Origin of the sequence: Azonexus sp. IMCC34842 (assembly GCF_050368855.1) — a bacterium.
Taxonomy (GTDB): domain Bacteria; phylum Pseudomonadota; class Gammaproteobacteria; order Burkholderiales; family Rhodocyclaceae; genus Azonexus; species Azonexus denitrificans_A.
Genome location: NZ_CP178449.1, coordinates 1,081,322 through 1,107,439, shown reverse-complemented (window position 1 = coordinate 1,107,439; position 26,118 = coordinate 1,081,322). Strand labels below are relative to the sequence as shown.

Here is a 26,118-nt window from a genome sequence, read left to right as displayed (position 1 = left end):
CGGGCGGCCTCAGCGGCCGCGGCCCCGCTCGTGATCGTTGCCGCGATGGTCATTCCCCCGATAGTCGTTGTCCCGATGGTCGTTGCCTGAATCGCCGCGCGGTCCGTCGCGCCGCTGGTCATGCCGATCGCCATGGCGATCCCGGTAGCGCGGCACATATTCGCGTTGATACCAGTTGTCGCGGACGAAGTAGACCCGCTCGCCGCAAGCGTCATAGCGGCCACAGTAGCGGCGCCAGTCTCTGGCGTGGCCGGGCGGAACCCGCAGATAGACTGGCGGCCGGGATACCGGAACCCGCCGCACCATCCGCGGCTGCTGGTAGATCACTTGGGGCGGCGGGTAGTCGCCAATGTCGAGGCGACCGTAAAAGCCCGGCTGGCCAATGCTCACCGAGACGCCGACATCGGCGGCGCGGGCTGGGACGGTGGCCGCCGCCAGTAACAAGGCAATCAGAAATAATCGCATGCTGTACTCCTGTCATTCAGTAATGCGTTTGACGAGCCGACGAATGGCCTCGCCAAAACCAAAAATTCCCGCTGCCGATCAACCGGGGCGAGAATTTTCCTGCTCAGCCGCTACGGCGGAGGCGTTTAGCGCGCCGGAACGATGACCACCGTGCCATCGGTCGTTGTTGCACCGCGCGCCCCGGTGCTGCCCTTGGCGCCGGTATTACCGGTGTTGCCAGTGGCGCCGGTATTGCCCGTCGCGCCCGTATCGCCGGTCGCGCCAGCCGTTCCGGTGGCCCCGGTATAACCGGTCGCGCCGGTTGCGCCCGCGCCGCCGGTTGCCCCGGTATAGCCAGTGCTGCCCTTGGCGCCGGTGTTACCGGTATTGCCAGTGGCACCGGTCGCGCCTTGCGGTCCGGGCGGGCCGGCAGGCGCCGTAATACAGGCGCTCAGGGCAAAAGACATCAGCGCGACGACAGTCAGTTTCGAATAGTTCATGGTGTTTCCTTCTTGATGTCGCCGGAAAGAATCGCTTGCCGGATGGCGAACGATCTTTTCAGCGCCGGGCCTGATTTTTCTCAAGCCGCTGGTTTCCGGTAGTCGATGGCTGCCGGGATGCGACCTATTACTTGTGGAAATTCATCTTGGCCTTGTCCAGGCAACTATCCTTGGCTGCGCCGGAATAGGTGTCGCACTTTTCCTTGGCCACTGCGTACTGGGCATCGGTCTTGTCGGCCGTCGCATCCTGACGGGCGGCGACGCCCTTCTTGCTCGCATCGCTGCGCGCTTCGGCGGTTTTTTCACCGGCCGTCGCGTTGGCTTCAGCGGTCTTCATCTGCGCCTTGGCATCGGCCTTGGCGGCGGTTTCCGCAGCCTTGGCTTCCTTCAGGCAGACATCCTTGCCATTGCCGGCCTGGTCGTCACACTTTTCCTTGGCCACGTCATAGACGGCTTCCGCCTTGGCAACGCGGACTTCGTAATGGGCTTTCTGGCTCGGCTTGTAACGGGCCTGGAGTTCCGCCAGGGCGACCTTCTCGTTACCCTTGGCTTCGGCCGCACAGATGTCGCTTGCATTGCCCGACAAGGAGTCGCAACTTGCCCGGGCCGTCTTGAAATCGGCGGAGATCTTGTCCTTGCCTGCCTTGTACTCGGTTTTTGACATGCCTTCGGCCATTACCCCGGCACTGAAAGCCAGCGTGAAGGCGAGAGCGAGCGTATTGATGGTGAGTTTTTTCATTTTGTTCCGTTCCTTATGCTTTTGATCCTGAAACCGCGGCCCTGGCAAACCTTGCCCGGCATACGGTTTTCCTGGCGAAGACCCTGCGCTGGTTAGGCATCACGCATTACCGCAGTGCAGAAATTGCACCGCTTATTGGCTTCGATAGACCGAGCGTATTGGCGAATTCGTTTCCGTTCTGTCCGCTGCCGCACATAACCGGAGATCGCTATCGCCCGAGTCGCCTTGACGACCGGGCGCGGCGGCGGGCCGCGCATTTGGCGAGTCGGGTCCAAACCATGCCGGTGTTTTAGCGCCGAAATTCGCCCGAATTGGCTGTGTGCGCTATCGAACGGATGCCGGGTAATTTGCCGTCTAAGCTGAATGGCGGATATGACAAGGATGCATCGCTGTCCTTGCTCTCCGGTTGCGTATCGCAGCACTACTTAAAGGATATCGAAATGACCAAAATACAACGCTCCCTGCACCGCCTCCTGCTCGTCACGGCGGCCGCTCTTTCGCTGGCGACCATCGGCAACCAGGCCTATGCCGCTTCCGCCGAAGACCTCAACGCCGATGCCGCACAGGCGCTGCAAACCTTGTACAAGAACAATCCGGCAGCCGAAGCCATCGGCAAGAAGGCCAAAGCCATCCTGATTTTCCCGAAGATCATCAAGGCCGGTCTGGTCTTTGGCGGCAGCTACGGTGAAGGCGTTCTGAACAAGAATTCGCAGCCTGCCGGCTACTACAACTCGGTCTCCGCCTCCTGGGGCTGGCAAGCCGGCGCCGAATCCTATGGCTACGTGGTGTTCCTGATGAGCAACAAAGCCATCAAGTATCTCGACACTTCGAAGGGCTGGGAAATCGGCGTCGGTCCGACACTGGTCGTGGTCAATGAGGGCATTGCCAAGAACCTGTCGTCATCGACCCTGAAGGACGATGCCTATGCCTTCATTTTCGACCAGCAGGGTTTGATGGCCAGCCTCAGCATCGAAGGCACCAAGATCTCCCGCATCAAGCGTTAAGCGAGCAAAGCTCAGGATCGTCCCGGCCCGGTCGAGCGAAAGCCCGACCAGCGAGACTGATCACCGATGCGGCGGCAATCGCCGCATCGGGTTCGCGGAATCTCGATAGCCGTCGCGAGTCCGTTGCCGAGGATTTCCTCCGGTCGAAAAAGTTACCGGTTACCGCTAGACCCGCACCGAAATCGTCGCGTGCGTCAGCACCTGGTCGGTTTCGCTACCGAGCACCAGGCAGGTGCAACGCCGCCATAGACAGCAGCGTTGATCAGCCGGCGGCAAGCGCGCTGAGGCCCGGCGCGACGGAGAAGCGGCAAGCAGTTTTCGCCCTGACCTCGGCCACCGAAACGCCGGGCTGCAACTCGCGCAAGGTCAGGCCACCGCCCGGATTGACGGTGAACACGGCGAGGTCGGTGATGATCATCTCCACCACGCCCTTGCCGGTCAGCGGCAAGCTGCAGTCGGCCAGGATCTTCGGCGCGCCATCCCTGGCGGTGTGTTCCATCAGCACGATCACCCGGCCGACGCCGGAGACCAGATCCATTGCCCCGCCCGGCCCCTTGACCATCTTGCCGGGCACCATCCAGTTGGCCAGATCGCCGTTCTCCGACACCTCCAGACCGCCGAGGATGGAAAGATCGACGTGGCCGCCGCGAATCATCGCGAAGGAGTCGGCGCTGGAAAAGAAGCTGCTGCCCGGCAGGCTGGTGATGGTCTGCTTGCCGGCATTGATCAGGTCGGCATCGACGTCTTCGCTGTCGGGAAAGGGGCCGATGCCGAGCAAGCCGTTTTCCGATTGCAGCGTGACGTGCATGCCCTCGGGGATGTAATTGGCGACCAGGGTCGGAATGCCGATACCGAGATTGACGTAGTAACCGTTGCGCAATTCCTGGGCGGCGCGGCGCGCCATCCGCTCGCGTAGCGGATCCTGCTTGCCCGGCGACGCGCCACCGGCCGTGGTGCGGAATTCGATGCGTTTCTCGTAGCCGGCCCCCTGGACGATGCGATCCACGTAGATGCCCGGGGTGTGGATCTGGTCGGGATCGAGTTCGCCCGGCTCGACCAGCTCTTCGACTTCGGCGACGGTGACCCGGCCGCAGGTGGCGATCATCGGGTTGAAATTGCGTGCCGTCTTGCGAAAAACCAGGTTGCCCGTGCGGTCCCCCTTCCACGCCTTGACGATGGCGACGTCGGCCCGGATGGCCGGCTCCAGCACGTAATCCTGACCGTCGAACTGGCGGGTTTCCTTGCCTTCGGCCAGTCGCGTGCCGAATGCCGTGCGCGTGTAGAAGCCGGGGATGCCGGCCCCGCCGGCGCGCAGCCGTTCGGCCAGCGTGCCTTGCGGCACCAGTTCGAGCTCCAGCTCGCCAGCCAGCACCTGGCGCTCGAATTCCTTGTTCTCGCCAACGTAGGAGGCGACAACCTTCCTGACCTGCCGCGTCTTGAGCAACGGCCCCATGCCGAAATCGTCGACGCCGGCGTTGTTGCCGACGATGGTCAGGTCGCTGGTGCCGGCCTGCAACAGGCCGGCGATCAGGTTTTCCGGAATGCCGCACAGGCCGAAGCCGCCGGCGGCGACAGTCATGCCGTCGAAAAGCAAGCCGTCGAGTGCGGCCTGGCTTGTTGCATACACCTTGTTCATGTTGGGTTGTTCCCTGTTGGTTTCTCTGGTCTGCCGGGTGGAGCAGGCGGGGAACGGCATAGCGTTCCCCGCCTGGTTCAAGGCCTAATCAACCCGTTCCGGTACCGGCAGATGCACCCATTCCTTGTAGAAAGCCTCGATGTCCGGCTCGAAGTCATGGATCACCGGGTACCACGGGGTCGGCGCCTCGACGTCATGCAGCGTGCCGCAGCTCGGGCAGTAGTACTCGCGATAGACCTGCCACTGGGTATCCGGCGCCATCAGTTGCGGATAGACCTCGGTCATCGCCTCTTCGGTGTCGCGCACGTAGATCGCGGCGTGCAGCTTCCAGTTGTCCTTGTAGTCGCAGAACTCGTGGCCACAGTCGCACTTGATCAGCCACTGTTTGGTCTTCGCCGACTGCACGATGTACATGTGCGGGGCCAGCGGCAGCACGATACGATCCTTGAAGCTGACCTTGGCCTGCAGCGCCGCGACGTACTGCTCGAAACGGCTGTTGTCCTTGGGCATCGACAGCATGCGGAAGGTGGTTTCCCAATCCAACGTGCCTTCGACCAGATGTGAAACCTGTTCATTGGTATATGACATTTTTGTCTCCTTGATTCAGATGGTGGCTGGCGCGACTTACTCTTCGACCTGGACGACGGTGGTCACGTCGGGCATCAGCGAGAGGTCCATGCGGTGTTTCGAGCCGTAGGTCGGCACGCCCAGCTCGTCCTCGAGCAGTTGCCAGTCGGCCGGCAGGTTCCAGAAGTCCTTGAACTCCTTGGTGAACTTCTCGGACAGCCCAAAGCTGGTGGCGAACATGTGCTGGACCTGCACCGCGGCATGCTTGTTGATGATCCGTTCGCGTTCTTCCTTCATCCACTCGCGGGTCGGCAGGGCACGGGCCAGACGCTCCTGGCGCATTTCGGCGCGGCGGGTGGCGGTCTTCGCAGCATCGATACTGAACACGCCCTTGGCATCCTGGGCGAATACCGCGCCATAAACCTTTTCGGCGAATTCCGGCAGCAGGAACTTCTGGTTGAGGTCGTTCTCGATGGCCTTGACCTCGCGGTCGATCGGGTCGCCGAAGCCCGGACCACCGCGCAGGTAGTTCAGGTAGAGGTCATGGTTGTCATAGCAGTCCTCGGTCGTCATGCACTGCTTGTCGCGCTTGACCACGGCCGTTGCGTCGAGGTGGCGCTCGTAGTCGGGCGCCGTCGGATCGAGGTCGCCGCCGAGCGGCAGCGAGTCGCCGATGGCGATGCGTTCCTTGAGGCCGGTCTTGTGCGCTTCGAAACGGTAGCCGGTGGCCGACGGGTAGCCGCCCATCATGCCCCAGTCGCTGTTCATGTAGCCGTTGCCCATGAAGAACATCGTCCAGTCCTGGGCGTTCCAGACCATGCGCAGGGTCTCGAAACCACAGCCGCCACGGTACTTGCCGTAGCCGCCGGAGTTGGATTTGACGTTGCGCCCCAGGTACAACAACGGCTCGGCCATTTCCCAGATTTCGATGTCGCCCATGTCGCCTTCCGGATTCCAGATGGCGGCGGCGTGGTTCAGGCCATCCTTGACGGCGCAGGCGCCGGTGCCGCAGGACGAAGCCTCGAAGCTGTTGACCGCGTGGATCTCGCCGTCCTGGTTGATGCCGCCGCCCTGCAGCCAGTTGGAGGTATTGGCGTTGCCGGCATTGACCTCTTCCAGATAGCCGCGGCTGAAGTAGGACTGGCTGAGGCCGCGCCACAATGCCGCCCAGCCGGAGACCAGGAAGTGCCAGGCATAGGCGTGACCGGTGCGGCGGTCGTCCGGGTTGCACCAGGTGCCCTTGGGCAGGTGGAACTCGGTGGCGAAGTAGGCGCCGTCGTTGATCCGCTGGGTCGGCACCAGCGTCTGCGACATCATCACCCAGATGCCCGAGGTGAAGGCCACCTGGTGGGCATTGAAGGTATGCCAGCCCCAGCGGCTGGCGCCTTCGAAGTCGAGACGCCACTTGCCGTCCGGCTTGATGGTCATTTCGACCGGCGAGTGCATGATCGAGTCGAGCTTGGCGAAGGCGTTAGAAACCTGAATATCCTCGTGCTTGAACGGCACATCGACGAAGGACACCTTGCGATATTTGCCCGGCAGGGTCATCGCCTTGATCCGGCTCATCAGGCCGCGACGGCCTTCTTCGATCACTTCTCCCGAGAACTTCTCGTAAGCCTCCAGGCCATCGGCCCGGATCACTTCCTCGACCAGTTCGCGGATCATGTGGCAACCGGCGATCCGGGTCTTTTCGTCGAGAATCCAGTATTTCGGCGTGCGCACCGAGCGCTGGCTTTCATGCAGCCAGTCGCGCAGCGGCTCGTCGTTGATCCCGGTCTTGCGGCAGGTGATCATGTAACCGTCACCGAAACGTTGCGTCTGGCCGGTGGACATCGAACCCGGCGTCACGGCACCGGTATCGATGACGTGGGTAACGCCGCCGACCCAGCCGATCAGCTTGCCGGCCCAGAAGATCGGCACGATGGTGGCGATGTCGCAGGGATGCACGTTGCCGATGGCGCAGTCATTGGTCGTGAACATGTCGCCGGGGTTGATCGTCGGATTGGCTTCCCAGTTGTTCTCGATCATGTACTTGATCGCCGCGCCCATGGTGCCGACGTGGATGATGATCCCGGTCGAGGTCAGGATGCAGTCGCCCGCGGCGTTGTAGAGCGTGAAGCAGAGTTCGCCTTCCTGCTCGACGATGGGGCTGGCGGCGATTTTTTTCGCCGTTTCCCGGGCGTGGACCAAGCCGCCGCGCAGCTTGGAGAACAGCTTTTCGTAGCCGATCGGATCGGAGTCGCGGAATTCGAGATTTTCCAGGCCGTTGTAGTAGCCGGTGGACTTGGTCCGCTCGAGGATCGCGTCGCGATGCTGCTTCAGTGTCAGGCCGCTCTCGAGCAGGTTGCCGATACCGATTTCTTTGGTGCTCATCATATTCATGATTTATCTCCTCACTTGACTTCTTTGAGATGGAACAGGCGATGCTTGTCGATCGTGGTTTCGAAGCCGTCGGGCACGACGAAGGTCGTCGCGTCGGATTCGATGATGGCCGGGCCGACGACGTGGTTGCCCGCCTTCAGCGACTCCATCTTCCACAGTGCCGCCTCGACCCATTTCTTGTGGCGGTAGAACGGCCGGGTGCCGAGATAGGCCTCCTTGGGCGGCGTCGGTCCGGCATCGGCGTCTTCCGGCAGCACCGGCTTCTGGGTGACGACCATGCCGCGCAAGATGGCGCCGGTGACCGAAAAGCCCAATTCCGGCGAGCGCGCCGAATTGGCGTAGACGCGGCCATAGGTGTTCTCAAAGGACTCGATGATCTGCTGCCAGTCAGCGGCGGTGGCGGCGCTGGTGACCGGCGAGACGATTTCGAGGTCGTTCAACTGGCCCATGTACTGCATCTTGTAGCCGGGGATCAGCAGCACGTCTTCCGCCTTGTAGCCATTGATCACGAACTCGTCGATCACCTTGACCGCCAGCTCGCCCCAGGCTTCCTGCAGCGTGGCGCAGGCCGCCGCCTTCTTGTCGTCGCTGGCGAACTGGGCGACGCCGAGGTCGACCGATTTGTCGTAGCGGTACTCGAAGTCGGCACAGGCGCAGCCGAAAGCCGAGAAGCCGGCCGCCCAGGCTGGCACCACGACGTCCTTGAAGCCGACGCCCTCGGTATAGCCGTAGGTGTGCACCGGGCCGGCGCCGCCGTAGGAGAAGCAGGTGAATTCCGCCGGGTTGTAGCCCTTGGCGCTGATGTTGGCGCGCAGGTACTCGGAGAGCGTCAGGTCGAGCAGCTCGATGACGCCAGCCGCCGCATCTTCGACCGAGAGGCCGAGCGGATCGGCGATCTGCGCCTTGATGTGGTCACGAGCGCGCTGGACGTCGAGCTTGATGGCGCCGCCGAGGAAGTTCTGCGGATTGAGGTAGCCGAGCACGACGTGACAGTCGGAGACCGATACCGTATCCAGCCCGCTTTCCGGCCAGCAGGTGCCGACGCGATAGCCGGCGCTGTCCGGACCGAGCTTGATCGACTTGCTGTACGGATCGAGGCGGACGAAGCTGCCCGCCCCGGCGCCGACCGAATCCATCGCGACCAGCGGCAGCGAGAGGACCAGACGGGCCATGTCGGGATCGGATTTGATGGCGAAATTGCCCTTGGTGATCAGCGCCACGTCGAAGCTGGTGCCGCCGATGTCCGAGCAGGCGATGTTCTCGTCGCCGAGGTATTCGCCGAGCAATTTGGAACCGATGACCCCGCCGATCGGGCCGGAGACGATGGTGCGGGCCAGTTCCTTGGCTTTCCAGCTGATCGTGCCGCCGTGCGTCGCCATCACCCGCAGGTCGAACTTGGCGCCATGCTTCTTGAAGCGGTCGCTGACTTTCTTCAGCGTCTGGCGCGAGGGTTCGGCGCCGTAGGCTTCGAGGATGGTGGTGTTCATCCGGTGGCTTTCCTTGCGCGACGGGTAGTAATCGACCGAGGCAAAGACCGGGATGTCGGACTTCAACTTTTTCAGCTCCTCGCGGACGATATCGCGTGCCCGCTGCTCGCTGATTTCGTTCTTGTGCGATTGCAGCAGGCAGATGACGATGGCCTGGGACCCGGCCTCGACCAGTTCGCGAGTGGCCTGGCGCACTTCGTCTTCGCGCAGCGGGATGACGATCTTGCCCTGGACGTCGGTCCGTTCGGTGACGCCGCGGGTCCGGGAAACCGGCACCAGCGGCTCGTCGTAGCGGTGGGTGTTGAGGTGGATGCGATCTTCCAGCGCGTAGCCCAGGTAGCTCTGCAGGGCGCGGCCCATCGAGTGGATCTGCTCGAAGCCGCGATTGCAGATCAGGCCAACATCGAGGCCCTTGCGCATCAGGATGCGGTTGAGCATGGCGGTACCGGAATAGACGCAGGTCACCAGTTCCGGGTAAACGTCATCGACGTTGCGGCCCCAGTGTTCGAGGGCATCGACCGACGAGTTGTAGATGGCGAGCGATTCGTCGCCGGGATTGCTTTGGGCCTTGCCGACGACGAAACGGCCGTCGGCCCGGACGAAGAAGGTATCGGTCATCGTGCCGCCGGCATCGATTCCCATTACCTGGACGTTTGACTGCTGGATCTGCATATTGCCTCCTGTTTTTGGTGTGTTCGTGGTGAGTGATCCCACGCCGACTTAATGGCAAGGCCCGGGCCAGCCCCGGAAACATTCGCCACCATTCGAAATTCAATCTAAGAATCATAGACTTGGCGAAAACATGCAGAAATCGGGAGCTGTCCGACAAAAGACCGGAAAACGTCCTGAATCACGACGCTAATTTTCGACTGTCCGGAATCCGGACACTTCGTCGACGCTTTGCTGCGCCGCACAACACATTGATATATAAGGATTTTATTGACTTACAAATCGCCAGGCGCTACGGTTACGATTAGGTTGATTAATTGATCCGCCGTAATGGTTCCGGAGCCCGTCACGAGCCCAATGTGAGTCCCAACAGCAATCCCCTCATTCCGCGAATCGGCGACGAGTCGGTCGTCGCCAGCTCGTGGGAACGGTTCCTTCAGGACCGGCCGCTGCCCGGGGCCGGGGTGCGCAATGTCGTGCTTGATTCGTGGCGGCGCAGCCGTTCGGAAGCCGTCGATCCGAGCATCGGCAGCGCCCCGACGGCCGATGGCGACAAGATCAACCAGTTGCGGGCGCGCTCCCGCGATTTGTACGAAGCGGCCAAGCCGGTGCTCGAAACCCTGCGCGAGATCCTGCGCGAGTCCGGCACCCTGATCATGCTCAGCGACCCGAGCGGCACCATCCTCGACCTCAACGGCGAATCGCGGGCACGCGATGCCGGCGAGCAGATCAACCTGGCACCGGGCGGCTGCTGGAGCGAAGAACTGATCGGCACCAACGCTATCGGCACGACCATAGCCACCCATCAGGCGGTGCAGATCTACGCCAGCGAACACTACTGCATCGACGTCAAGCACTGGACCTGCGCCGCCGCGCCCATTCTCGACCCGCTGGGCAAGAACCTGCTGGGCGTCGTCGATGTTTCCGGCGTCAAGGAAACCTTCCATGGCCATACGCTGGGTCTGGTCATCTCGGCCGCCAAGCAGATCGAAGGCATTCTCGCCCAGCGCGATGCCGAAATGCATGGCCGCCTGCTCGAACACGCCATGGCAGGCTTCAGCCGCTACGGCAACGATTGCCTCGTGCTCTTCGACCAGCGCGGCCGCATCGTCAAGACCAGCGGCAGCATGCAGCAGGCGCGGGAGATGTACGGCGTGCGCTTGCCTTTCGAGGTCGGCGGCCAGGTCCCCGCCCTCGATTTCGCCATCCATCCGGCCGAGCGCCTGCGCCTGACCCCGCCATGGTTGCGCCCGGAATGGCTGCACCCGGTGCGCTCCCGCGACGGCGACCTGGGCACCCTGCTGGTCATCCCGATAGGCACCGCGCAGCGCCAGAGGAGCAGCAGCCAGACGGTGGCCGATAAAGCGACTGATGATGCATTCGATGAAATCATCGGCACCAGCCAGGCCATTGCGACGGCCAAAGCCCGGGCCCGCCGCATCGCCCCCCTCGATTTGCCGGTGCTGTTGCTTGGCGAAACCGGCGCCGGCAAGGAAATTTTCGCGCGCGCCATCCACAAGGCAAGCGGCAAGCCGGACGGTCCTTTCATCGCCGTCAATTGCGGCGCCCTGACCCGGGAACTGCTGGCCAGCGAATTGTTCGGCTATAGCGAAGGCGCCTTCACCGGCGCCCGGCGCGGCGGCCTGCCCGGCAAGTTCGAGCAGGCCGACCACGGCACCCTCTTCCTCGACGAAATCGGCGAAATGCCGCTCGACATGCAGCCGCACCTGCTGCGCGTCCTCCAGGACGGCATTGTGGTCAGGCTGGGCGACACCAGGGAACGCAAAGTCGCGGTCCGCATCATTGCGGCGACCAATCGCGATCTGAAGGCAGACGCGGAGGCCGGCCGCTTCCGGGAAGATCTCTTTCACCGGCTCTGTGTCGTCAGCCTGAATTTGCCGCCCCTGCGCGACCGGCCGGCCGATACGGAGGCGATCATCGGCCGCCTCAACCAGCGCCTGGCGCAAAAATATGGCTGTCCGCCGAAAAGCCTGGCGCCAGACGTCCTGCACCACCTGCTGCGTTATCGCTGGCCGGGCAACATCCGCGAATTGCAGAATGTCTTCGAAGCGATGTTCGCGCTCAGTGACGGCGATTACATCGATGGTTCGCTGCTTCCCCCGCATATCGCCGCCAACGCCATCGATGCCGCCCTGCCGCCTGACGAAATCCGGCCGGCCATGACGGCGGGGCGACTGGCCGAGATGGAGCGCAGCGCAATCAACGCCGCCGTCGCCAGCGCCCACGGCAATCTCTCGATGGCGGCACGAACCCTGGGGATTTCGCGCAGCACGCTCTACGTCAAATTGGCCGCAATGCGGATGTGAAGGAAACGGCCGGCGGCGAATGAGCGGCCCCCGATAACGGACAGCGCACAAAAAAAGCCCCGGAATTGCTTCCGGGGCTAACCGAGGTTACTACAGAGAGAACGGTTTGCCGTCAGGCGTATGTCGGGGCGAAAGCGGCTTCCGGGTTGGCAGCCGGGCCCTTGTCGGTCCAGTACGGCGAAAGTTTGCGCAGTTGGGCGATGATCGGCGGCACGGCTGCGATCACGCGGTCGACTTCGGCTTCGGTGTTGTAACGGGACAGCGAGAAGCGGATCGTGCCGTGCGCCGCGGTGTAGGGAATGCCCATCGCCCGCATGACATGCGACGGTTCGAGCGAGCCCGAGGTACAGGCCGAGCCGGAACTGCCGGCGATGCCCATCTTGTTCAACAGCAACAGGATGGCCTCGCCCTCGATGTACTCGAAAGCGATGTTGCAGGTATTGGGCAGGCGGTTGCTCACGTCACCGGTCACGAAACAATGGGTGATCTGGCTCAACAGGCCTTTTTCCAGCTTGTCGCGCAGCGCCTTGACCGAGGTGTTTTCCTCGGCCATATGCTCCATGGCCAGTTCGCACGCCTTGCCGAGACCGACGATGGACGCCGAGTTCTCGGTGCCGGCGCGGCGACCGCGTTCCTGATGGCCGCCGCGCAGCAGCGGACGGAAACGGCAGCCGCGGCGCAGGTAGAGCACGCCGATGCCTTTCGGGGCATGCAGCTTGTGGCCGGACAGCGACAGCATGTCGATCTTGGTGTTCTTCAGGTCGATGGGAATCTTGCCGACCGCCTGCACCGCGTCGGTGTGGAACATGATGCCCTTGGCCGAAGCCAGTTCGGCCATTTCCTCGACCGGGAAGATGGTCCCGGTCTCATTGTTGGCCCACATCACCGAAACGATGGCGACCCGGTCGTTCAACAGGGACTTGTATTCGTCCATGTCGAGCCGGCCCTTCTTGTCCACCTTCAGCTTGTGGACGATGTAGCCCTCCTTCTCCAGCCACTCGCACAGCGTCAGGATAGCCGGGTGCTCGACGACGGTGGTGATCACCGTGTTGCGCTCCGGCTGGGCCTTGATGGCGGACAGGATGGCGGTGGAGTCGGACTCGGTGCCGCAGGAATTGAAGATGATTTCCGAGTCATGCTCGGCGCCGAGCAGCGCCTGGACCTGACTGCGGGCCTTCTTCAGCGCCTTGCCGACTTCACTGCCGAAGGCGTGAATCGAGGAGGCGTTGCCGAAATGCTCGGTGAAGAACGGAAGCATCGCTTCCACCACGGCGGGGTCGCAGCGCGTGGTGGCATTGTTGTCCAGATAGATCGGTTCCATGGCGGTTCCTTTAGCTGTTAGTTATTAGCTATTAGGATCGAGCAAAACCCAGCTCACTCGATCCTAATAGCTCGATCCTCGATCCTAGACTTCCGCCGGCATGTGCGAGGAAGGCAATACCTGCACCAGTTCGCCCAGAGCCTCGATCATCTTCTGCTGGATGCCGCCGAGGGTTGCCGCTTCCATCATGCAACCGGAGCAGGCACCCTTCAGATGGACGTAAATCTTCTTGCCCTGCACGTCGGCCAGTTCGACATCGCCGTGATCGCGTTGCAGCATCGGCCGGACGGACTCGAGAATTTCCTCGATCTTCTTGATCTTCTGGACCAGCGTCAGCTTGGCGCTCGGCGGCTTGGGGGCTTCCGGCGTCGCCGGGCAAGCCACCGGCGGCGAGGTTTCGCCGGAACCCGGGCGGGCCGCCTTGACCTTGGCCAGGATTTCCTCGATGCCTTCGTGGCAGGAAGCGCAACCGCCGCCGGCCTTGGTATAGAAAGTGACTTCCTCAACCGTGTGCAGATCGTTGGCCTTGACCACGTCCTCGATCATCACCGCATCGATGGCGAAGCACTTGCAGATCAGCGCGCCTTCTTCGTGATCGTCGCTCCACACTTCGCCCCGGTAGTTGGCGATGGCGGCTTGCAGCGCCTCGCGGCCCATTACCGAGCAGTGCATCTTTTCCGGCGGCAGGCCGTCGAGGAAATCGGCGATGTTCTGGTTGGAGATTTCCAGCGCCTGGTCGAGCGTCTTGCCCTTGACCATTTCGGTCAGCGCCGACGACGAGGCGATGGCCGAGCCGCAGCCGAAGGTCTGGAAGTGCGCGTCCTCGATGATCTCGGTTTCCGGGTCGACCTTGAGCATCAGGCGCAGCGCGTCGCCGCACTGGATCGAGCCGACGTCGCCGATGCCGTTGGCTTCTTCAAGCGGGCCGGAGTTGCGCGGGTTGAAGAAGTGCTCGCGAACCTTGTCAGAATATTCCCACATGCTATCTGCTCCTTAGACCGAGAACGACGAGCCGCAGGAACACTGCGCGCTGGCATTCGGATTGTCGAATTTGAAACCGGTGTGGGTCAGCGTATCGACGAAATCGACGGTGACGTTGTCGATCATCGGCATGGTCATCGCATCGACCAGGACCTTGACGCCTTCGACTTCCAGTTCCCAGTCGTCTTCGGCCTTGTCGGTTTCCAGCTTCATGCCGTATTGCAGTCCGGAGCAACCGCCCCCTGAGATGGTCAGGCGCAGACCGATCACGGGCGTTTCGGAACCGCGGATAAAGCGTTGAACAGCTTTGATGGCAGCAGGTGTCAGATTGATCATGGCGATTCTCCCAGAGTAGATGAGCACTTCATTGCAAGCCCTGTGCCATGCCGGAATAAATCGCTAACCAATTGAATATACTGGATTGTTGCGGCGAACGGCTTTGTCGTTTTTGCGACAATCAACCGAGAACGTGTTCGTAAGCCCGGCGCAGCAGGTTGCGCTCGACCTCGCTCAAGTGCCGCGATTCGGTAATCGCGATGAAGCGGCCGCCGGTCCGTTCGGCCGCGGCGAACGGCGGATCGATGCCGACGAACGAGGCGAGCAGCACCGGCACATCGCCGGTCGGCGTATCGACCCAGGCGCTGAACTCGGGCACCGGCTCGATGGCATCTTCCGGCAGGCCGAGATGGATTTCGGCTTCGCGAAGCAGCGCCGTCGGGTGAAACTGGATGGTCGGCGAGTAGTCTTCATCACGCAGCGCCGAGAGCGCCGGCAAGGGATGAAAAGCGACAATCCCCGAACTCAGGCACAAAAACCGGACACGGCCGCTGGTGCCATGTTTGTGCAGCAGGACGAGACGCGGCCGGAGCGGCATGGCTTAGCGGGCGAACTCGGCGAGCACGGCATCGCCGCGCAATTTCTCGGGAAGCCCCCAAACCTGCACGGCTTCGACATAGCTGCCCTCCTTCGCGGGGTGCGGCAGCAAGACCTGGTATTCGGCGAAGATCCGGCGATCGGGAAAAATCGTCACCGTGCCGTAGCGCGCCTGGCCACGCCAGGTCCCGATCAGGTTGATTTCCTGCGAATACGGATCGACCGTCTCGACGAAGGTCGCCTGGGCCCAGACCGGCTCGTCGCCGATCGACAGGCCGAGTTTTTCCACCTGCCAGCGCAAGGCGGCACAAACGATATCGCCGAGCGCCGGATCGGGCAGAGCCGCCATGTTCAGGCCGGCGCGTAGGTGTAGCAGTTCTTCGGACAGACGCGGCCGCAGGAACCGCAGCCGATGCAGTCGGCGGCATTGGCCAGCGACATGACCATCATGTTGTCGTCTTCGTTGTCATCGTCGTCATCGAGTTCGCGCTCGACCAGATCGAGGACATTGCGCGGACAGACCTTGTAACAGCGGCCGCAACCGATGCACTTGGACTGATCGAGGCTGGTGGCAAATTGCGGCGTCCATTCGGCGCCGCCACGGGTGAGTCCGGTAATCATGCAGGTTGTCCTTTCTGGGCGGCGGCCAGGCGGGCCGTCGCGTCGGCCCAGGCCTGGCAGGCCTCGTAAGTCGATTGGGAAAGCCCGGGAATCTCGTGGTAGCCCGCCGGCAGGCGGTCTTCCACGAGGTCGTGCATTTGCGAAGCCCATTCGGAGGCGATGCGCTTCAGTTTCCTGACCTCTTTGTCGAGGGCGGCGATTTCTTCGTCAGTCATGCTGCCCCCGCCGCTTACAGCCCGGCGACGGCCGGGTACTGGCCGATACGCTCGAGTGCGATGCCGAGCAACTTGTCGGCGTCATCCTTCATTTTCGACAGACTGGGGAAGCCGAAGCGATGCACATCGCGCAAGGTCTTTTCGACGGCGACCAGCTTGCCGACGGTGATGATCGCCCGGCCGAAACCTTCGTGCGTCAGATGGACCAGCGGCACGGCCAGCAGCTTGCATTCCTTCTCGATCAGCACGGCGATGGCGTTGTAGAACGCCTTGACGCGCGAAATCGTTTCGTCGTCCGGGTCGCCGATCAAGGGAATGGTCGCCTTGCGCTCCTTGGTCAGGATGTAGGGATCAAGGATCTTTTCGACGGTCCAGCCGGTATAGGTGCCGTAGGTGTCCAAGGCGCGCATCTGGCGGGCCATTTCCTTGACGAAATCGGTTTCGAAGATGGGATCAGCGCTCATGGTTAAACTCCTGTTGTGAAACATTGGTTTGGTTTGATACGGGAATAAGTTGCGGGGCGGGCGACAGGCCGGGGGTGTAGTCGATCGCGATGCGGGCGACGACCAGCGAGCCGGCGAAACCAGCCGCCCCGCCGAGCGCCATTGCCGCATCGCTGCCGGCGATGGAAGCACCGGCGGCGATGCCGACCAGCGTCGCCAGTGCCGGAAAGAAATAGCCGAGCAAGGCGGCCAGCGACAGGCCGGATTCCGGCAGGCCGATGTTTACGAAGTCGCCCTCCTTCAAGCCATTGGCTGCCGGCAGGTTGAGCATGGCGGCCAGCCCGCCGTTGGCCGCCTTGCAGATGCAGCAATGGCCGCCATGGCCGCAAACACCGCAGGCCGTGGTTTCGACGACGATGGTCGCGCGACCGTCGTCGATGCGCTTGACCATGCCCCAGTGTTCGATCAGTTTGGCGCTCATCCTTCCCACCCCTCTTCTTCCATGGTGCTGAAGCGGTCGTCGGCCTTGGCCTTGGCCTGGGCCGCCAGGGCGCGGTCGATCCAGGCGACGCCGCCCTCGCTCATGGCGCGGGAAATTTCGCCGAGCAGATCGTCCACCGCATCGACCTCGTTGATGCGGATCGGCTGAACGCCCTTGGCCATCAGCTTCTTGATCGCCGAGGCGCCGATCGCCATGACATAGACCGCGGCGCAGCCCGCGAGGAAATCGACCTTGGCGGCCAGCTTGTCCTCGTTGCCGTCCATCGCCTCTTCGGCGAATTCGGCAACGCCGACCAGCGTCGCCTTGTCCGGCGTCACTTCATAGACCGCAAACCCCTCGGCGGCGCCGAAGTGCTGATTGACGCGGGTCCGGTCGGTGGAGGCGAAGGCGACCTTGATCACGGCTTCCGGCTCCTGCTTAATGGACCAGACCAGCTGTAGCCGACGCGATGACATGTTGTTCAGCGGGGCGGGTATCGGCCCAGTAGATTGATCGATAGGGTTCGAGTTCATGGTGTTGTCCCAGCATCAGGTTGGCGAGGTCGAACAGGGCTTGCCGCGTGCCGCGGTAGCCCACCCAGGTGCGGGCATAACCGCCCACGTGGTCGTACTGCGGAAAACCGGCCCGCAACAACGGCAAGCCGAGCCGGCGAGCCGTTTCAGCGGCGTGCGAGTTGGCGACGATGAACTGCGCAGCGCCGGCCCGCGCCTCTTTTTCCATGTCTTCCAGATCGCCGATGATGACTTTGGCGATCGGCAGACTGCTCAGGCTGTCGTGCTTGTGCGGACTGACCGCGCTGACGATCTCGGCGCCCATGCCGGTCAGGAAGCGGGCCTGCATGCCGAGCAGGTCGGGATCAGCGGCCAGCGCGACGCGGGCGAAGCCGATCATGAAATGGCTGTCGACCATCGCGTCCTGCAACTGGGCGCGGTGGCGCTCGATCTTTTCGGGCACCGGCTTGCCGGAAATTTCGGCCAGCGCTTCGGTGAAGTCGTCGCAGTCTTCCAGCCCGAGCAGCCCGGCGAAACGGTAGTCGGGCACCGCGGTGCGGCTTTTCAGGATGTCGGCCGCCTTGTGCAGCGAGGGGCCGATGACCAGCGTTGCAACCGACTCGCCCATGATCTCGATTTCCGAGCGCGGCGTGCCGCCGATGGTCAGCGACGAGGTTTCCGCCTCGGTCAGGTGGCCGTCCAGCGAATCGCCGATATCCGGCACGACGATCGGGCGCAGACCGAACGCTTCGATCCACTCCTTGATCGCCTCGATATCGCCCGGTGTCAGCATCGCTGAAGCCAGCACATTGACCTGCTTGGGCCGCTTGCCAACGCTGCTACCTTGCGGGACCAGCGTCTCGATCAGCGATTCGATGGCCAGCGCATAACCGCTTTCCAGACAGCCGACGTAGTCCGGCGTATTGACCGGGACCACGGCGACATGGGCGAATTCGGGATGGGCCGTGCGAAAATCGCGGACGGCCCGGCGAATGTCGGTGCCCTGCGTTTCCGACAAGCCGGTGGTGACGAGGCCGATGATGTCCGGCTTGCTCTTGTCGGACAGCGTGCGCAAGGCCTCGATGATGTTCTCGTCGGCGCCCATGATGGTCGACACCTGATCCATCGCCGTCGTCTGCAGCGGAATCGGCTCGCGGAAGTGGCGCACGAAGAAGACTTTGCCGAACGCCGTGCAGCCTTGCGAACCATGCATCAGCGGCAGGCTGCGGGCGAGACCGAGAAAGGCCAGCGAGGCGCCGATCGGCTGGCTGACCTTCAGCGGATTAACCGCCAGTGCCTTCTTGGAATGGATGATTTCGGTCATTTGGACATCGCCCGGTTGAGAACACCCACTTCTCAGCAAGGAACGCGCCAAGCGACTATTCAATTAAAATCAGTTACTTGCAAAAACAGCACTGTGTAGCAAAGACAACAAATGCCAACCGAAGGCGAATGACACAGGCGACGCGGCGGCAATACACGAAATTCGGCATAGCCATCCGCAGCGCTTTGGTGCGATGCTTGACCCTGGCCGTTGCTGCCATGTCATGCGAATGATCGGCAAGGCCCCGCATATCAACCCGATGAGTTTGCCGTGACCACCGCTGCCAACGCTTCCCCCCTCGCCGACCATCGTCGTCTGGTGCTCAATCTGCAGAGCCCGGCGGCCTTCGACCAGCCGGTCGACGACATCGCCTGCATCGAGACGCACATCTCCTCGGTGGTGCTGGCCGGTCAGCATGCCTACAAACTGAAGAAACCGCTCGACCTCGGCTTTCTCAACTTCACCACGCTGGCCAAGCGCCAGGCGGCCTGCGCCGAGGAGGTCAGGCTGAACCGGCGGACGGCGCCCGACCTGTATCTCGACGTCGTGCCGATCACCGGCAGCCTGACAGCGCCGCGCCTCGGCGGCCGCGGCGAAGCCATCGACTACGCGGTGCGCATGCGGCGTTTCGCCCAATCCTGCCTGCTCACCGAGGTTTTGGCGGATCAGGGGCTGGCGCCGGAATTGATTGATCGCCTGGCCCACCACGTCGCCGCGTTCCATGACCAAGCGGCGGTCGCCCGGCGCGGAGACGGTTTTGGCGATGCGGCAGCTGTGCATTTCCCGGTCCGCCAGAACTTCAGGCAATTGCCTGAACTGGTCGACGACGCGGCACTGCTCGCCCTGGCCAAGCGCATCGAGAACTGGAGCGAGGCCCGCTTTGCCGACCTACAGGCAGTATTCGAGCGCCGCCTCGACCAGGGCCGGGTACGGGAATGCCACGGCGACCTGCATCTCGGCAACCTGATCCTGATCGACGGCGAACCGCAGTTGTTCGACGCCATCGAGTTCAACCCAGCCCTGCGCTGGATCGACGTGGCGGCCGACATCGCCTTTCTCTGCATGGATTTGCAGAAACGCGGCTGCGCCGGGCTCGCCCACCGCTTCCTGAATGCCTGGCTGGAGCGTAGCGGCGATTACGACAGCCTGCTCGTCCTGCCCTACTACATCGCCTACCGGGCGATGGTACGGGCCAAGATTGCCGCCATCCGCCTGAACCAGTTGGATGGCGCGGCGCGCGCCGCCGGCCTGGCCGAATGCCGCGACCATGTCGCGCTGGCAGCGGCGCAGATGCAGACGCCACGGCCTTTCCTGGCGATCACCTGCGGCCTCTCGGGGAGCGGCAAAACCAGTCAATCGCAAGCCTTGCTCGAAGCGCGCGGCATCATCCGGCTGCGCGCCGATGTCGAGCGCAAGCGGCTGTTCGGGCTGGCCCCGGAAGCGGCCAGCCATTCGCCGCCAAACGCCGGGCTGTATTCGGCCGAAGCCGGCAGCCGCACTTACGCCCGGCTCGGCGAACTGGCCCGCGCCGTCGTCGCCGCCGGCTATCCGGTTCTGGTCGATGCGACTTTCCTGAAACGCGCCCAGCGCGCTGCCTTCGCCGCGCTGGCCGGCGAATTGTCGCTGCCTTTCGTCATCCTGGCCTTCGCCGCGCCGCCCGCCGTGCTGCGCCAGCGCGTCCGGCAACGCCGCGCGGCCGGCCGCGATGCTTCCGAGGCCGATGAAGCCATTCTCGAAGACCAACTGGCCCACCACGAGATGCCCGGCGCCGACGAGGCCAGTCGGACGCTGTCGATCGATTCAAGCGCGGCACCGGACTGGAACGCCCTGCTGCCGCAATTCGACGAGCTGACTGGCGACCTCGCGTCGCCGGCCGATTAGTGCATTTTCTGCGGCGGCCAGGCGGGAATCTTCCAGCCGCGCGCCACGGCCAGCAAGCGCAAGCCGGTGATGATGCAGATGCCGGCACCGGTCGAGATTTGCGGCGCGACATCCAGTGCATGCAAGCCGAGGAAAACCGGGCAGCCGATGAAGATGCACAGCGTGTAAGGCCGGTGGTCATGGAAGACCTTGGGGATCTCGTTGCACAGCACGTCGCGCAATACGCCGCCGAAGACGGCGGTGATCGCCCCCATCAACACCGCGATGATCGCCGGCATGCCGGCGACCAGGGCGAGCGAGGCGCCGGAAATGGCGAACAGCCCGAGGCCGAAGGCGTCAGCCACCTCGGTCAGCTTGTCCACCAGCTGATGCCGGCGGGCCTGCAACAACAGCGGGGCGGTCAGAGTCAGGGCCAGGACCAGCCAGACGTATTCCTGGTGCTGCACCCAAAATAGCGGCCGTCGGTCGAGCAGCACGTCGCGCAGCGTACCGCCGCCGAAGGCGCTGACGAAGGTGACGGAAAACACGCCGATCACATCCATCCGCTTGCGCGTCGCCTCGATCAGGCCGGAAAGCGCAAAAGCAATGGTGGCGGCGACTTCAATCGCGATAAGAAGCGGTTCGATGTTCATTGATTCGATAAAAATGATTTACCCCCGGCGTCAGCCTGCGCCGACGCCGGGGGTATTTGGGCTGAATCCACCGACAGGCGGAGTCAAACGCTTGGCGGCAAATTACTCGTAGGTGTAAAAGCCCTTGCCAGCCTTGCGGCCGAGGTAGCCCGCCTCAACCATCTCGACCAGCAGCGGCGCCGGACGGTACTTCGGATCCTTGGTGCCCTCGAAGAGAACCTGCATCACGGCCAGCTCGACATCGAGGCCGATCATGTCGCACAGCGCCAAAGGGCCAATCGGGTGGTTGCAGCCCAGCTTCATCGCTTCGTCGATCGCCGCTGCCTCGGCCAGGCCTTCGCCCAAAGCGAAGATCGCCTCGTTGATCATCGGGCAAAGCAGGCGGTTGACCACAAAGCCCGGGTTGTTCTTCACCTCGACAGCCGTCTTGCCGACGGCCTTCGATAGCGTTTCGACGGCGGCGTAGGTGGCATCGGAGGTTTGCAGGCCACGGATCACTTCGACCAGAGCCATCATCGGCACCGGGTTGAAGAAGTGCATGCCGATGACCTGGCTCGGACGCTGGGTCGACGCCGCCAGCTTGGTGATCGAGATCGACGAGGTATTCGACGCGATGATCGCTTCCGGCTTGGCCAGCGCATCCAGTTGCTTGAAGATCTTGATCTTCAATTCGAGGTTTTCGGTCGCCGCCTCGATGATCAGGTCGACATCTTTCAAGGTCGCGACCTCAGTGGTGACGCTGATTTTGGCCAGCGCCGCCGCCTTTTGCTCGGCGCTCATTTTTTCCTTCTTGATCAGGCGATCGAGGCTGCCCGAAATGGTCGCCAGGCCCTTTTGCACGGCGCCTTCGGAGATGTCGGCCATGATCACATCAAAGCCGGACACGGCAAAAGCCTGGGCAATACCGTTACCCATGATGCCGGCGCCAACAATACCAATAGTCTTCACTTCCATGTGTATCTCTCCGAAAAGCGTTGCAGTTGATCATCCATACCGTAGCGTATGGCAGTCCGCTACTTTAACGCAGGTCGGCCAAGCAATCCAGTTCCCGAGCTTTTTTGCCACCACCGGCAGTGCACCGCAGCACGGCCGCCAGAACACTAGCTTGTGAGGCTGGCGCGCAGGACTTATACTATTTTGGTGCACTGCAACAACAAGCAAATAACCAGAAGGATTACCCATGCCCCATACGAACTCGAAGGCCGAAGCCATCCATGACGCCCTGGAAACATTTCAGGAAGAACATCAGCACACGCCCGACACCCACGAAAAGGCCCGCCTGCTGTCGGACACGATCAAGGAATGGGAACACGAACAGGTAGAAGCGATGCATACGCCGGACAACGCCGCCTGAGATCAAGATTCACGACAGGCAAGGAAAACCGTTTGCTTGCAGGAATCGCGGGCGGGAAGTGGCTAGAATACGCATCAATGAAATTCACCTTCCGGTCCATGACTTCACGTTGTCGTTCTTTGGCGTTCGCGGCGCTGGCCGGACTGCTGCTGTGCAGTTGCGCAGCCCCCAGAGGGACGCGTCCTTATCAGACGGAAACCTTCCCCAACGACACGCCGTTTCAGTATTACAGCAGCCGGCAACCGGACAGCGCCTGTGAAATCGCCAAGCGGGCTTTGCTCAGCCAGGGCTACCAGGTCGATGACAGCAAGCCGCTCAATATCCGCGGCGAGAAATTCTTCCGGCCGAAAACGGACGAGGCAACCCGGCTGACGATAACCCTGGTTTGTCTGCCGAGCAGCCTGGGTGCCGTCATCTACGCCAATGCGCTGGAAACCCAGTTTGAAATGAAATCCAAAGGCAACAGCGCCGGCCTCAGCGTTTCCGCGCTGGGTTCCGTCTCGCTGCCCTGGGCAATCGACAAGGACACGCTGGTCAAGGTCGGCGAAGAAACGGTGATTGCGCCGGAGTTTTACCAACGCTTGTTTGAACTGATCAAAACGCTGGATAGCTGACCACTTGACGCTTCAAGCAATCGTCCGCCCGTCTTCCTGCGGCTTTGACATGGCCGGCCAATGATTTCGCTGCGCTCACTGCCCCTTGCCCTAAAACAGGCCTTGGCCGGGCTTGCCGCCGATCCATCCAGCCGCCTCGCCGCCCTTCTCGGCCACCTGAGCCACCCGACCCGGCGCGGCGTCATCCGGAGCCTGGCCGTTGTGCCTTGCCTGCTGCTGCTCTATGTCCTCATCCTGATTCCATTCACCCCGAGCATCAGCAACATCCGCAAGGTGTCGTCGGAACTGCCGGCCCAGATTCTCTCGGCGGATGGCCGCAAGCTGGCCGAGTTCAAGCAGTCCAACCGCGAATGGGTGAAGCTTGCCGATATCTCGCCACAGGTGATCAACGCGCTGATCGCCACCGAGGACCACCGCTTCTATCAGCATTTCGGCCTCGACTGGCGGCGCACCGCCTCAGCCGCGCTCAATACCTTCAGCGGCGACCGCCAGGGCGGCTCGACCTTGACCCAGCAACTGGCCCGCAACCTCTACCCCGAGGCAATCGGCCGCGCCCCGACGCTGACGCGCAAGATCAAGGAAGCGATCACCGCGCTGAAGATCGAGGCCGTGCACAGCAAGGACGAAATCCTCGAAACCTACCTCAACACCGTACCTTTCCTATACAACGCCTACGGCATCGAGATGGCTGCCCGCACCTATTTCGACACCACGGCGGACCGCCTCGATGTGCTGCAAAGCGCAACGCTGGTCGGCATGCTCAAGGGCAACAGTTACTACAATCCGGTACTCAACCCCGAGCGCGCCCTGCTCCGCCGCAACATCGTGCTGGCGCAGATGGTCAAGCACCAGCATCTGACCCCGGCCAGCTTCGAATCCTTGAAGAAAAAACCGCTGCGCATCGATTTCGAGCGGCAAATCGAGCCGCCGGGACCGGCTCCGCATTTCGCCCGGCAGCTGCGTAAATGGCTGATCGTCTGGGCCGACCAGAACGGCTACAGCATCTACGGCGACGGGCTGGTGGTCCGCACCACCATCGATTCCCGCTTGCAGGCGGCGGCCAATCAGGCCGTGGCGCGGCAGGGCAAGCTATTGCAGAACGTCGCCAATACGGCCTGGGGCAAGCGCGCCGCGTGGAGTCCAGAGGCCAGTCTGGTACAGGCTTTCATCCGCGAAGCGCCGGAATACGGCGCCGCCGTCGCCAGCGGCCTGACGCCGGAACAGGCCATCAAGCATCTGGCGGCCGACAAGGTCTTCATGCAGACGCTGAAGCAGCAAAAGACGCTGATCCAGGCCGGCTTTCTCGCCCTCGACCCGGACAACGGCCACGTCAAGGCCTGGGTCGGCAGCCGCGATTTCGAGCAGGACGCCTTCGACCACGTCCAGCAGGCGCGCCGCCAGCCCGGCTCGACCTTCAAGCCTTTCGTCTATGGCGAGGCCTTCCGCCAGGGCGCCAGTCCGTCCGACACGCTGATCGACCAGGCCGTCGAAATCGCCGTCGGCGGCAACGAGATCTGGCGGCCGACTGACAGCGCGCCGCCAAGCGGCCAGCCGATCAGCCTGAGCGACGGGCTGGCCTATTCGAAGAACACCATTACCGCCCAGCTGATGCAACAGGTCGGCCCGGCCAAAGTGGCCAAACTGGCCCGCAACATGGGCGTCCGCCAGAGCAAGCTCGATCCGGTGCCGTCGCTGGCACTGGGCACCAGCCCGGTCACCCTGAAGGAAATGGTCGCCGCCTACGGCACCATCGCCAACGGTGGCGGCTATCTCGAACCGCTGCTGGTCACCCGCATCGAAGACCGCGACGGCCGGGTCATCGAGGAATTCAGCCCGGAAGAGCCGGCGCGTGCGCTGCCGCGCAGCGTCGCCTACACCCTGCTCGACAGCATGCGCGGCGTCATCGACCGGGGGACCGGCAGCAGCATCCGCAGCCGCTATGGCATCCGTGCCGACGTCGCCGGCAAGACCGGCACGACGCAGGACAACGCCGACGGCTGGTTCATCCTGATGCACCGGCAACTCGTCGCCGGGGCCTGGGTCGGCTTCAACGACAACCGCGTCACGCTGCGTAGCGACTACTGGGGCCAGGGCGCCCATAGCGCCCTGCCGATCGTCGGCGACTTTTTCGCCGGCGCCCTGCGGAGCCGCCTCATCGACCCGCGCATCCGCTTTGCGGCGCCGGAAGAAAACGGCCTGTTCAAGACCGTCAAGGACTGGGTCCTCAACCTGTTCTCGCCCAAGCCGGAGAGCGAGCCCAAACCGCAACGCGCCGTCAAGCCGCCCCCCAAACCGCAGCAGCCCGCCGAACCCGCGCCGCCGCCCGACGCGCCACCGGTTGAACCGCCGGTCGATCCATTACAGGAAAAGATCGATCAGATCATGGCAGAGGGCAAGAAAGACAAAGACGACTCACCCTCGTCGAATCAAGGCGTCGGCACACCTTCCTTGAGGTAGTGCGGCGAACGCGGCCCGAACAAGATTCCGTTCGGCCGGCCTGCAGCAAGGAGTCGCTGGCTGGTAATGCCGGCAATCGCATGTCCGCGATTGCTCAGGCTATCAGCGATTTGGCTGATCACGGCGGTGACCAGCATGCCGACCAGACCGCCGCCTGAGTTGTTGTTGCCTTCGTTGCTGGACGCCGTCGCACTGCCTTCCCACAGGGTTTTTCCGGTGCGTAGATCGACCAGCTTGGCCTCTGCCGTCACCCGGGTTTCGCTGACTATCACGGCATAGGTCGTGCCGTATTGCCTGACATTGACGTACAGCGCGGCATCGGCGCCGAAGATTTCGCGCAGCTTGGCCAGCGGCACTTGCTGGATATCCGTCGGGGCAGTGAGACCGTTCTGCTTGAAGGCCTCATCGACCAGCGTTACCGGCAGGACGTAGTAGCCCGACTCGGCCAAGGGCACGGTAGCCTGGGATAGCATGCTGTAGGTCGCATTGACATCCGGCGAACTGTTGACCGGCGGCAGAACCAGGATCGAGGCCGGACGGCTTGCCCGGAACTCGGCGTAGTCATACTTTGCCTGCGTCGCGCAGCCGCTGAGCAGGGAGATAGCCAAGAGGGTCAGTCCCAACTTGGCGGTCACGATATGTTTCATTGGAAAC

The 26,118-nt window shown here is 62.8% G+C and carries 27 protein-coding genes; 6 read left to right on the top strand and 21 right to left on the bottom strand.

What is annotated here, in order from left to right:
* Window positions 1-9: 9 nt before the first annotated feature.
* From ACLIKD_RS05200 to ACLIKD_RS05190, 3 genes are all read right to left on the bottom strand, one after another.
* Complete coding sequence (locus ACLIKD_RS05200; RefSeq protein WP_428827441.1) at window positions 10-465, bottom strand: hypothetical protein; 456 nt, start codon at window positions 463-465, stop codon at window positions 10-12.
* A gap of 125 nt (window positions 466-590) precedes the next feature.
* Window positions 591-944, bottom strand: coding sequence for a hypothetical protein (locus ACLIKD_RS05195; protein ID WP_428827440.1), 354 nt, complete (start codon window positions 942-944; stop codon window positions 591-593).
* 127 nt (window positions 945-1,071) lie between these two features.
* Window positions 1,072-1,683: a hypothetical protein gene (locus tag ACLIKD_RS05190; protein WP_428827439.1), complete on the bottom strand. Its 612-nt coding sequence runs from the start codon at window positions 1,681-1,683 to the stop codon at window positions 1,072-1,074.
* Between the two features lie 440 nt (window positions 1,684-2,123).
* Here ACLIKD_RS05190 and ACLIKD_RS05185 point away from each other — a divergent pair, with 440 nt between their 5' ends.
* On the top strand, window positions 2,124-2,687 hold the full coding sequence (locus tag ACLIKD_RS05185) for a YSC84-related protein (RefSeq protein ID WP_428827438.1): 564 nt from the start codon (window positions 2,124-2,126) through the stop codon (window positions 2,685-2,687).
* Window positions 2,688-2,949: 262 nt separating this feature from the next.
* Here the strand turns inward: ACLIKD_RS05185 and ACLIKD_RS05180 are convergent, their stop codons facing one another.
* From ACLIKD_RS05180 to ACLIKD_RS05165, 4 genes are all read right to left on the bottom strand, one after another.
* Complete coding sequence (locus ACLIKD_RS05180; protein ID WP_428827437.1) at window positions 2,950-4,323, bottom strand: 3-oxoacid CoA-transferase; 1,374 nt, start codon at window positions 4,321-4,323, stop codon at window positions 2,950-2,952.
* Window positions 4,324-4,407: 84 nt separating this feature from the next.
* Entirely contained in the window at window positions 4,408-4,911 is a 504-nt protein-coding gene (locus ACLIKD_RS05175; protein ID WP_226419240.1) for an acetone carboxylase subunit gamma, read from the bottom strand.
* 36 nt (window positions 4,912-4,947) lie between these two features.
* Window positions 4,948-7,272 carry a hydantoinase B/oxoprolinase family protein gene (locus ACLIKD_RS05170; RefSeq protein WP_428827436.1) on the bottom strand — a complete coding sequence of 775 codons (2,325 nt, stop codon included), beginning with the start codon at window positions 7,270-7,272 and terminating at the stop codon, window positions 4,948-4,950.
* A gap of 11 nt (window positions 7,273-7,283) precedes the next feature.
* On the bottom strand, window positions 7,284-9,431 hold the full coding sequence (locus tag ACLIKD_RS05165; RefSeq protein WP_226472903.1) for a hydantoinase/oxoprolinase family protein: 2,148 nt from the start codon (window positions 9,429-9,431) through the stop codon (window positions 7,284-7,286).
* Window positions 9,432-9,787: 356 nt separating this feature from the next.
* Between ACLIKD_RS05165 and ACLIKD_RS05160 the strand changes: the two genes are divergently transcribed.
* A complete protein-coding gene (locus ACLIKD_RS05160) occupies window positions 9,788-11,755 on the top strand; it encodes a sigma-54-dependent Fis family transcriptional regulator (protein WP_428827435.1) in 1,968 nt (655 codons plus the stop codon).
* Between the two features lie 112 nt (window positions 11,756-11,867).
* Here ACLIKD_RS05160 and nifS read toward each other — a convergent pair whose 3' ends face one another.
* The 11 genes from nifS to nifN all read right to left on the bottom strand — a co-directional run bounded on the left by nifS (window position 11,868) and on the right by nifN (window position 18,526).
* Window positions 11,868-13,076 (bottom strand): cysteine desulfurase NifS, encoded by a 1,209-nt coding sequence (nifS, locus tag ACLIKD_RS05155; protein WP_428827434.1) that lies wholly within the window; start codon window positions 13,074-13,076, stop codon window positions 11,868-11,870.
* An 84-nt stretch (window positions 13,077-13,160) separates the two neighbouring features.
* The gene (nifU, locus tag ACLIKD_RS05150) at window positions 13,161-14,057 is read right to left on the bottom strand and encodes a Fe-S cluster assembly protein NifU (protein ID WP_428827433.1); all 897 of its coding nucleotides are present in this window, start codon (window positions 14,055-14,057) and stop codon (window positions 13,161-13,163) included.
* 12 nt (window positions 14,058-14,069) lie between these two features.
* Complete coding sequence (locus ACLIKD_RS05145; RefSeq protein ID WP_226472899.1) at window positions 14,070-14,393, bottom strand: HesB/IscA family protein; 324 nt, start codon at window positions 14,391-14,393, stop codon at window positions 14,070-14,072.
* Window positions 14,394-14,514: 121 nt separating this feature from the next.
* Window positions 14,515-14,931 carry a hypothetical protein gene (locus tag ACLIKD_RS05140; RefSeq protein WP_428827432.1) on the bottom strand — a complete coding sequence of 139 codons (417 nt, stop codon included), beginning with the start codon at window positions 14,929-14,931 and terminating at the stop codon, window positions 14,515-14,517.
* Window positions 14,932-14,934: 3 nt separating this feature from the next.
* A complete protein-coding gene (locus ACLIKD_RS05135) occupies window positions 14,935-15,279 on the bottom strand; it encodes a hypothetical protein (protein WP_428827431.1) in 345 nt (114 codons plus the stop codon).
* Between the two features lie 2 nt (window positions 15,280-15,281).
* Window positions 15,282-15,551: a ferredoxin III, nif-specific gene (gene fdxB, locus ACLIKD_RS05130; RefSeq protein ID WP_226419231.1), complete on the bottom strand. Its 270-nt coding sequence runs from the start codon at window positions 15,549-15,551 to the stop codon at window positions 15,282-15,284.
* Window positions 15,548-15,766, bottom strand: a complete 219-nt coding sequence (locus ACLIKD_RS05125; RefSeq protein WP_226472895.1) for a CCE_0567 family metalloprotein — start codon at window positions 15,764-15,766, stop codon at window positions 15,548-15,550. Before ACLIKD_RS05125 ends, fdxB begins: the two co-directional genes overlap by 4 nt.
* A 14-nt stretch (window positions 15,767-15,780) precedes the next feature.
* The gene (locus ACLIKD_RS05120) at window positions 15,781-16,230 is read right to left on the bottom strand and encodes a NifX-associated nitrogen fixation protein (RefSeq protein WP_226419229.1); all 450 of its coding nucleotides are present in this window, start codon (window positions 16,228-16,230) and stop codon (window positions 15,781-15,783) included.
* A complete protein-coding gene (locus ACLIKD_RS05115; RefSeq protein ID WP_428827430.1) occupies window positions 16,220-16,690 on the bottom strand; it encodes a SoxR reducing system RseC family protein in 471 nt (156 codons plus the stop codon). The genes ACLIKD_RS05120 and ACLIKD_RS05115 overlap by 11 nt, the downstream gene beginning before the upstream one ends.
* Window positions 16,687-17,112 carry a NifB/NifX family molybdenum-iron cluster-binding protein gene (locus ACLIKD_RS05110; RefSeq protein ID WP_226472894.1) on the bottom strand — a complete coding sequence of 142 codons (426 nt, stop codon included), beginning with the start codon at window positions 17,110-17,112 and terminating at the stop codon, window positions 16,687-16,689. Before ACLIKD_RS05110 ends, ACLIKD_RS05115 begins: the two co-directional genes overlap by 4 nt.
* A gap of 16 nt (window positions 17,113-17,128) precedes the next feature.
* Window positions 17,129-18,526: a nitrogenase iron-molybdenum cofactor biosynthesis protein NifN gene (gene nifN, locus ACLIKD_RS05105; RefSeq protein ID WP_428827429.1), complete on the bottom strand. Its 1,398-nt coding sequence runs from the start codon at window positions 18,524-18,526 to the stop codon at window positions 17,129-17,131.
* 270 nt (window positions 18,527-18,796) lie between these two features.
* Here nifN and ACLIKD_RS05100 point away from each other — a divergent pair, with 270 nt between their 5' ends.
* Window positions 18,797-20,407 carry a bifunctional aminoglycoside phosphotransferase/ATP-binding protein gene (locus tag ACLIKD_RS05100; RefSeq protein ID WP_428827428.1) on the top strand — a complete coding sequence of 537 codons (1,611 nt, stop codon included), beginning with the start codon at window positions 18,797-18,799 and terminating at the stop codon, window positions 20,405-20,407.
* On the opposite strand, the gene ACLIKD_RS05095 is transcribed toward ACLIKD_RS05100, so the two are convergent.
* On the bottom strand, window positions 20,404-21,039 hold the full coding sequence (locus ACLIKD_RS05095) for a trimeric intracellular cation channel family protein (protein ID WP_226419224.1): 636 nt from the start codon (window positions 21,037-21,039) through the stop codon (window positions 20,404-20,406). The two genes, ACLIKD_RS05100 and ACLIKD_RS05095, sit on opposite strands and share 4 nt — an antisense overlap.
* 102 nt (window positions 21,040-21,141) lie before the next feature.
* Entirely contained in the window at window positions 21,142-21,993 is an 852-nt protein-coding gene (locus ACLIKD_RS05090; RefSeq protein ID WP_226419223.1) for a 3-hydroxybutyryl-CoA dehydrogenase, read from the bottom strand.
* Window positions 21,994-22,219: 226 nt separating this feature from the next.
* On the opposite strand from ACLIKD_RS05090, the gene ACLIKD_RS05085 reads away from it, so the two are divergent.
* The 3 genes from ACLIKD_RS05085 (at window position 22,220) to ACLIKD_RS05075 (ending at window position 25,464) form a co-directional block, all read left to right on the top strand.
* Window positions 22,220-22,393 carry a hypothetical protein gene (locus ACLIKD_RS05085; RefSeq protein WP_428827427.1) on the top strand — a complete coding sequence of 58 codons (174 nt, stop codon included), beginning with the start codon at window positions 22,220-22,222 and terminating at the stop codon, window positions 22,391-22,393.
* Window positions 22,394-22,491: 98 nt separating this feature from the next.
* Entirely contained in the window at window positions 22,492-23,007 is a 516-nt protein-coding gene (locus ACLIKD_RS05080; protein ID WP_428827426.1) for a DUF2242 domain-containing protein, read from the top strand.
* A gap of 60 nt (window positions 23,008-23,067) precedes the next feature.
* Window positions 23,068-25,464, top strand: coding sequence for a penicillin-binding protein 1A (locus tag ACLIKD_RS05075; RefSeq protein WP_428827425.1), 2,397 nt, complete (start codon window positions 23,068-23,070; stop codon window positions 25,462-25,464).
* Here the strand turns inward: ACLIKD_RS05075 and ACLIKD_RS05070 are convergent.
* Window positions 25,434-26,111 carry a DUF799 domain-containing protein gene (locus tag ACLIKD_RS05070; protein WP_226419219.1) on the bottom strand — a complete coding sequence of 226 codons (678 nt, stop codon included), beginning with the start codon at window positions 26,109-26,111 and terminating at the stop codon, window positions 25,434-25,436. The genes ACLIKD_RS05075 and ACLIKD_RS05070 overlap by 31 nt on opposite strands.
* Window positions 26,112-26,118: the final 7 nt, after the last annotated feature.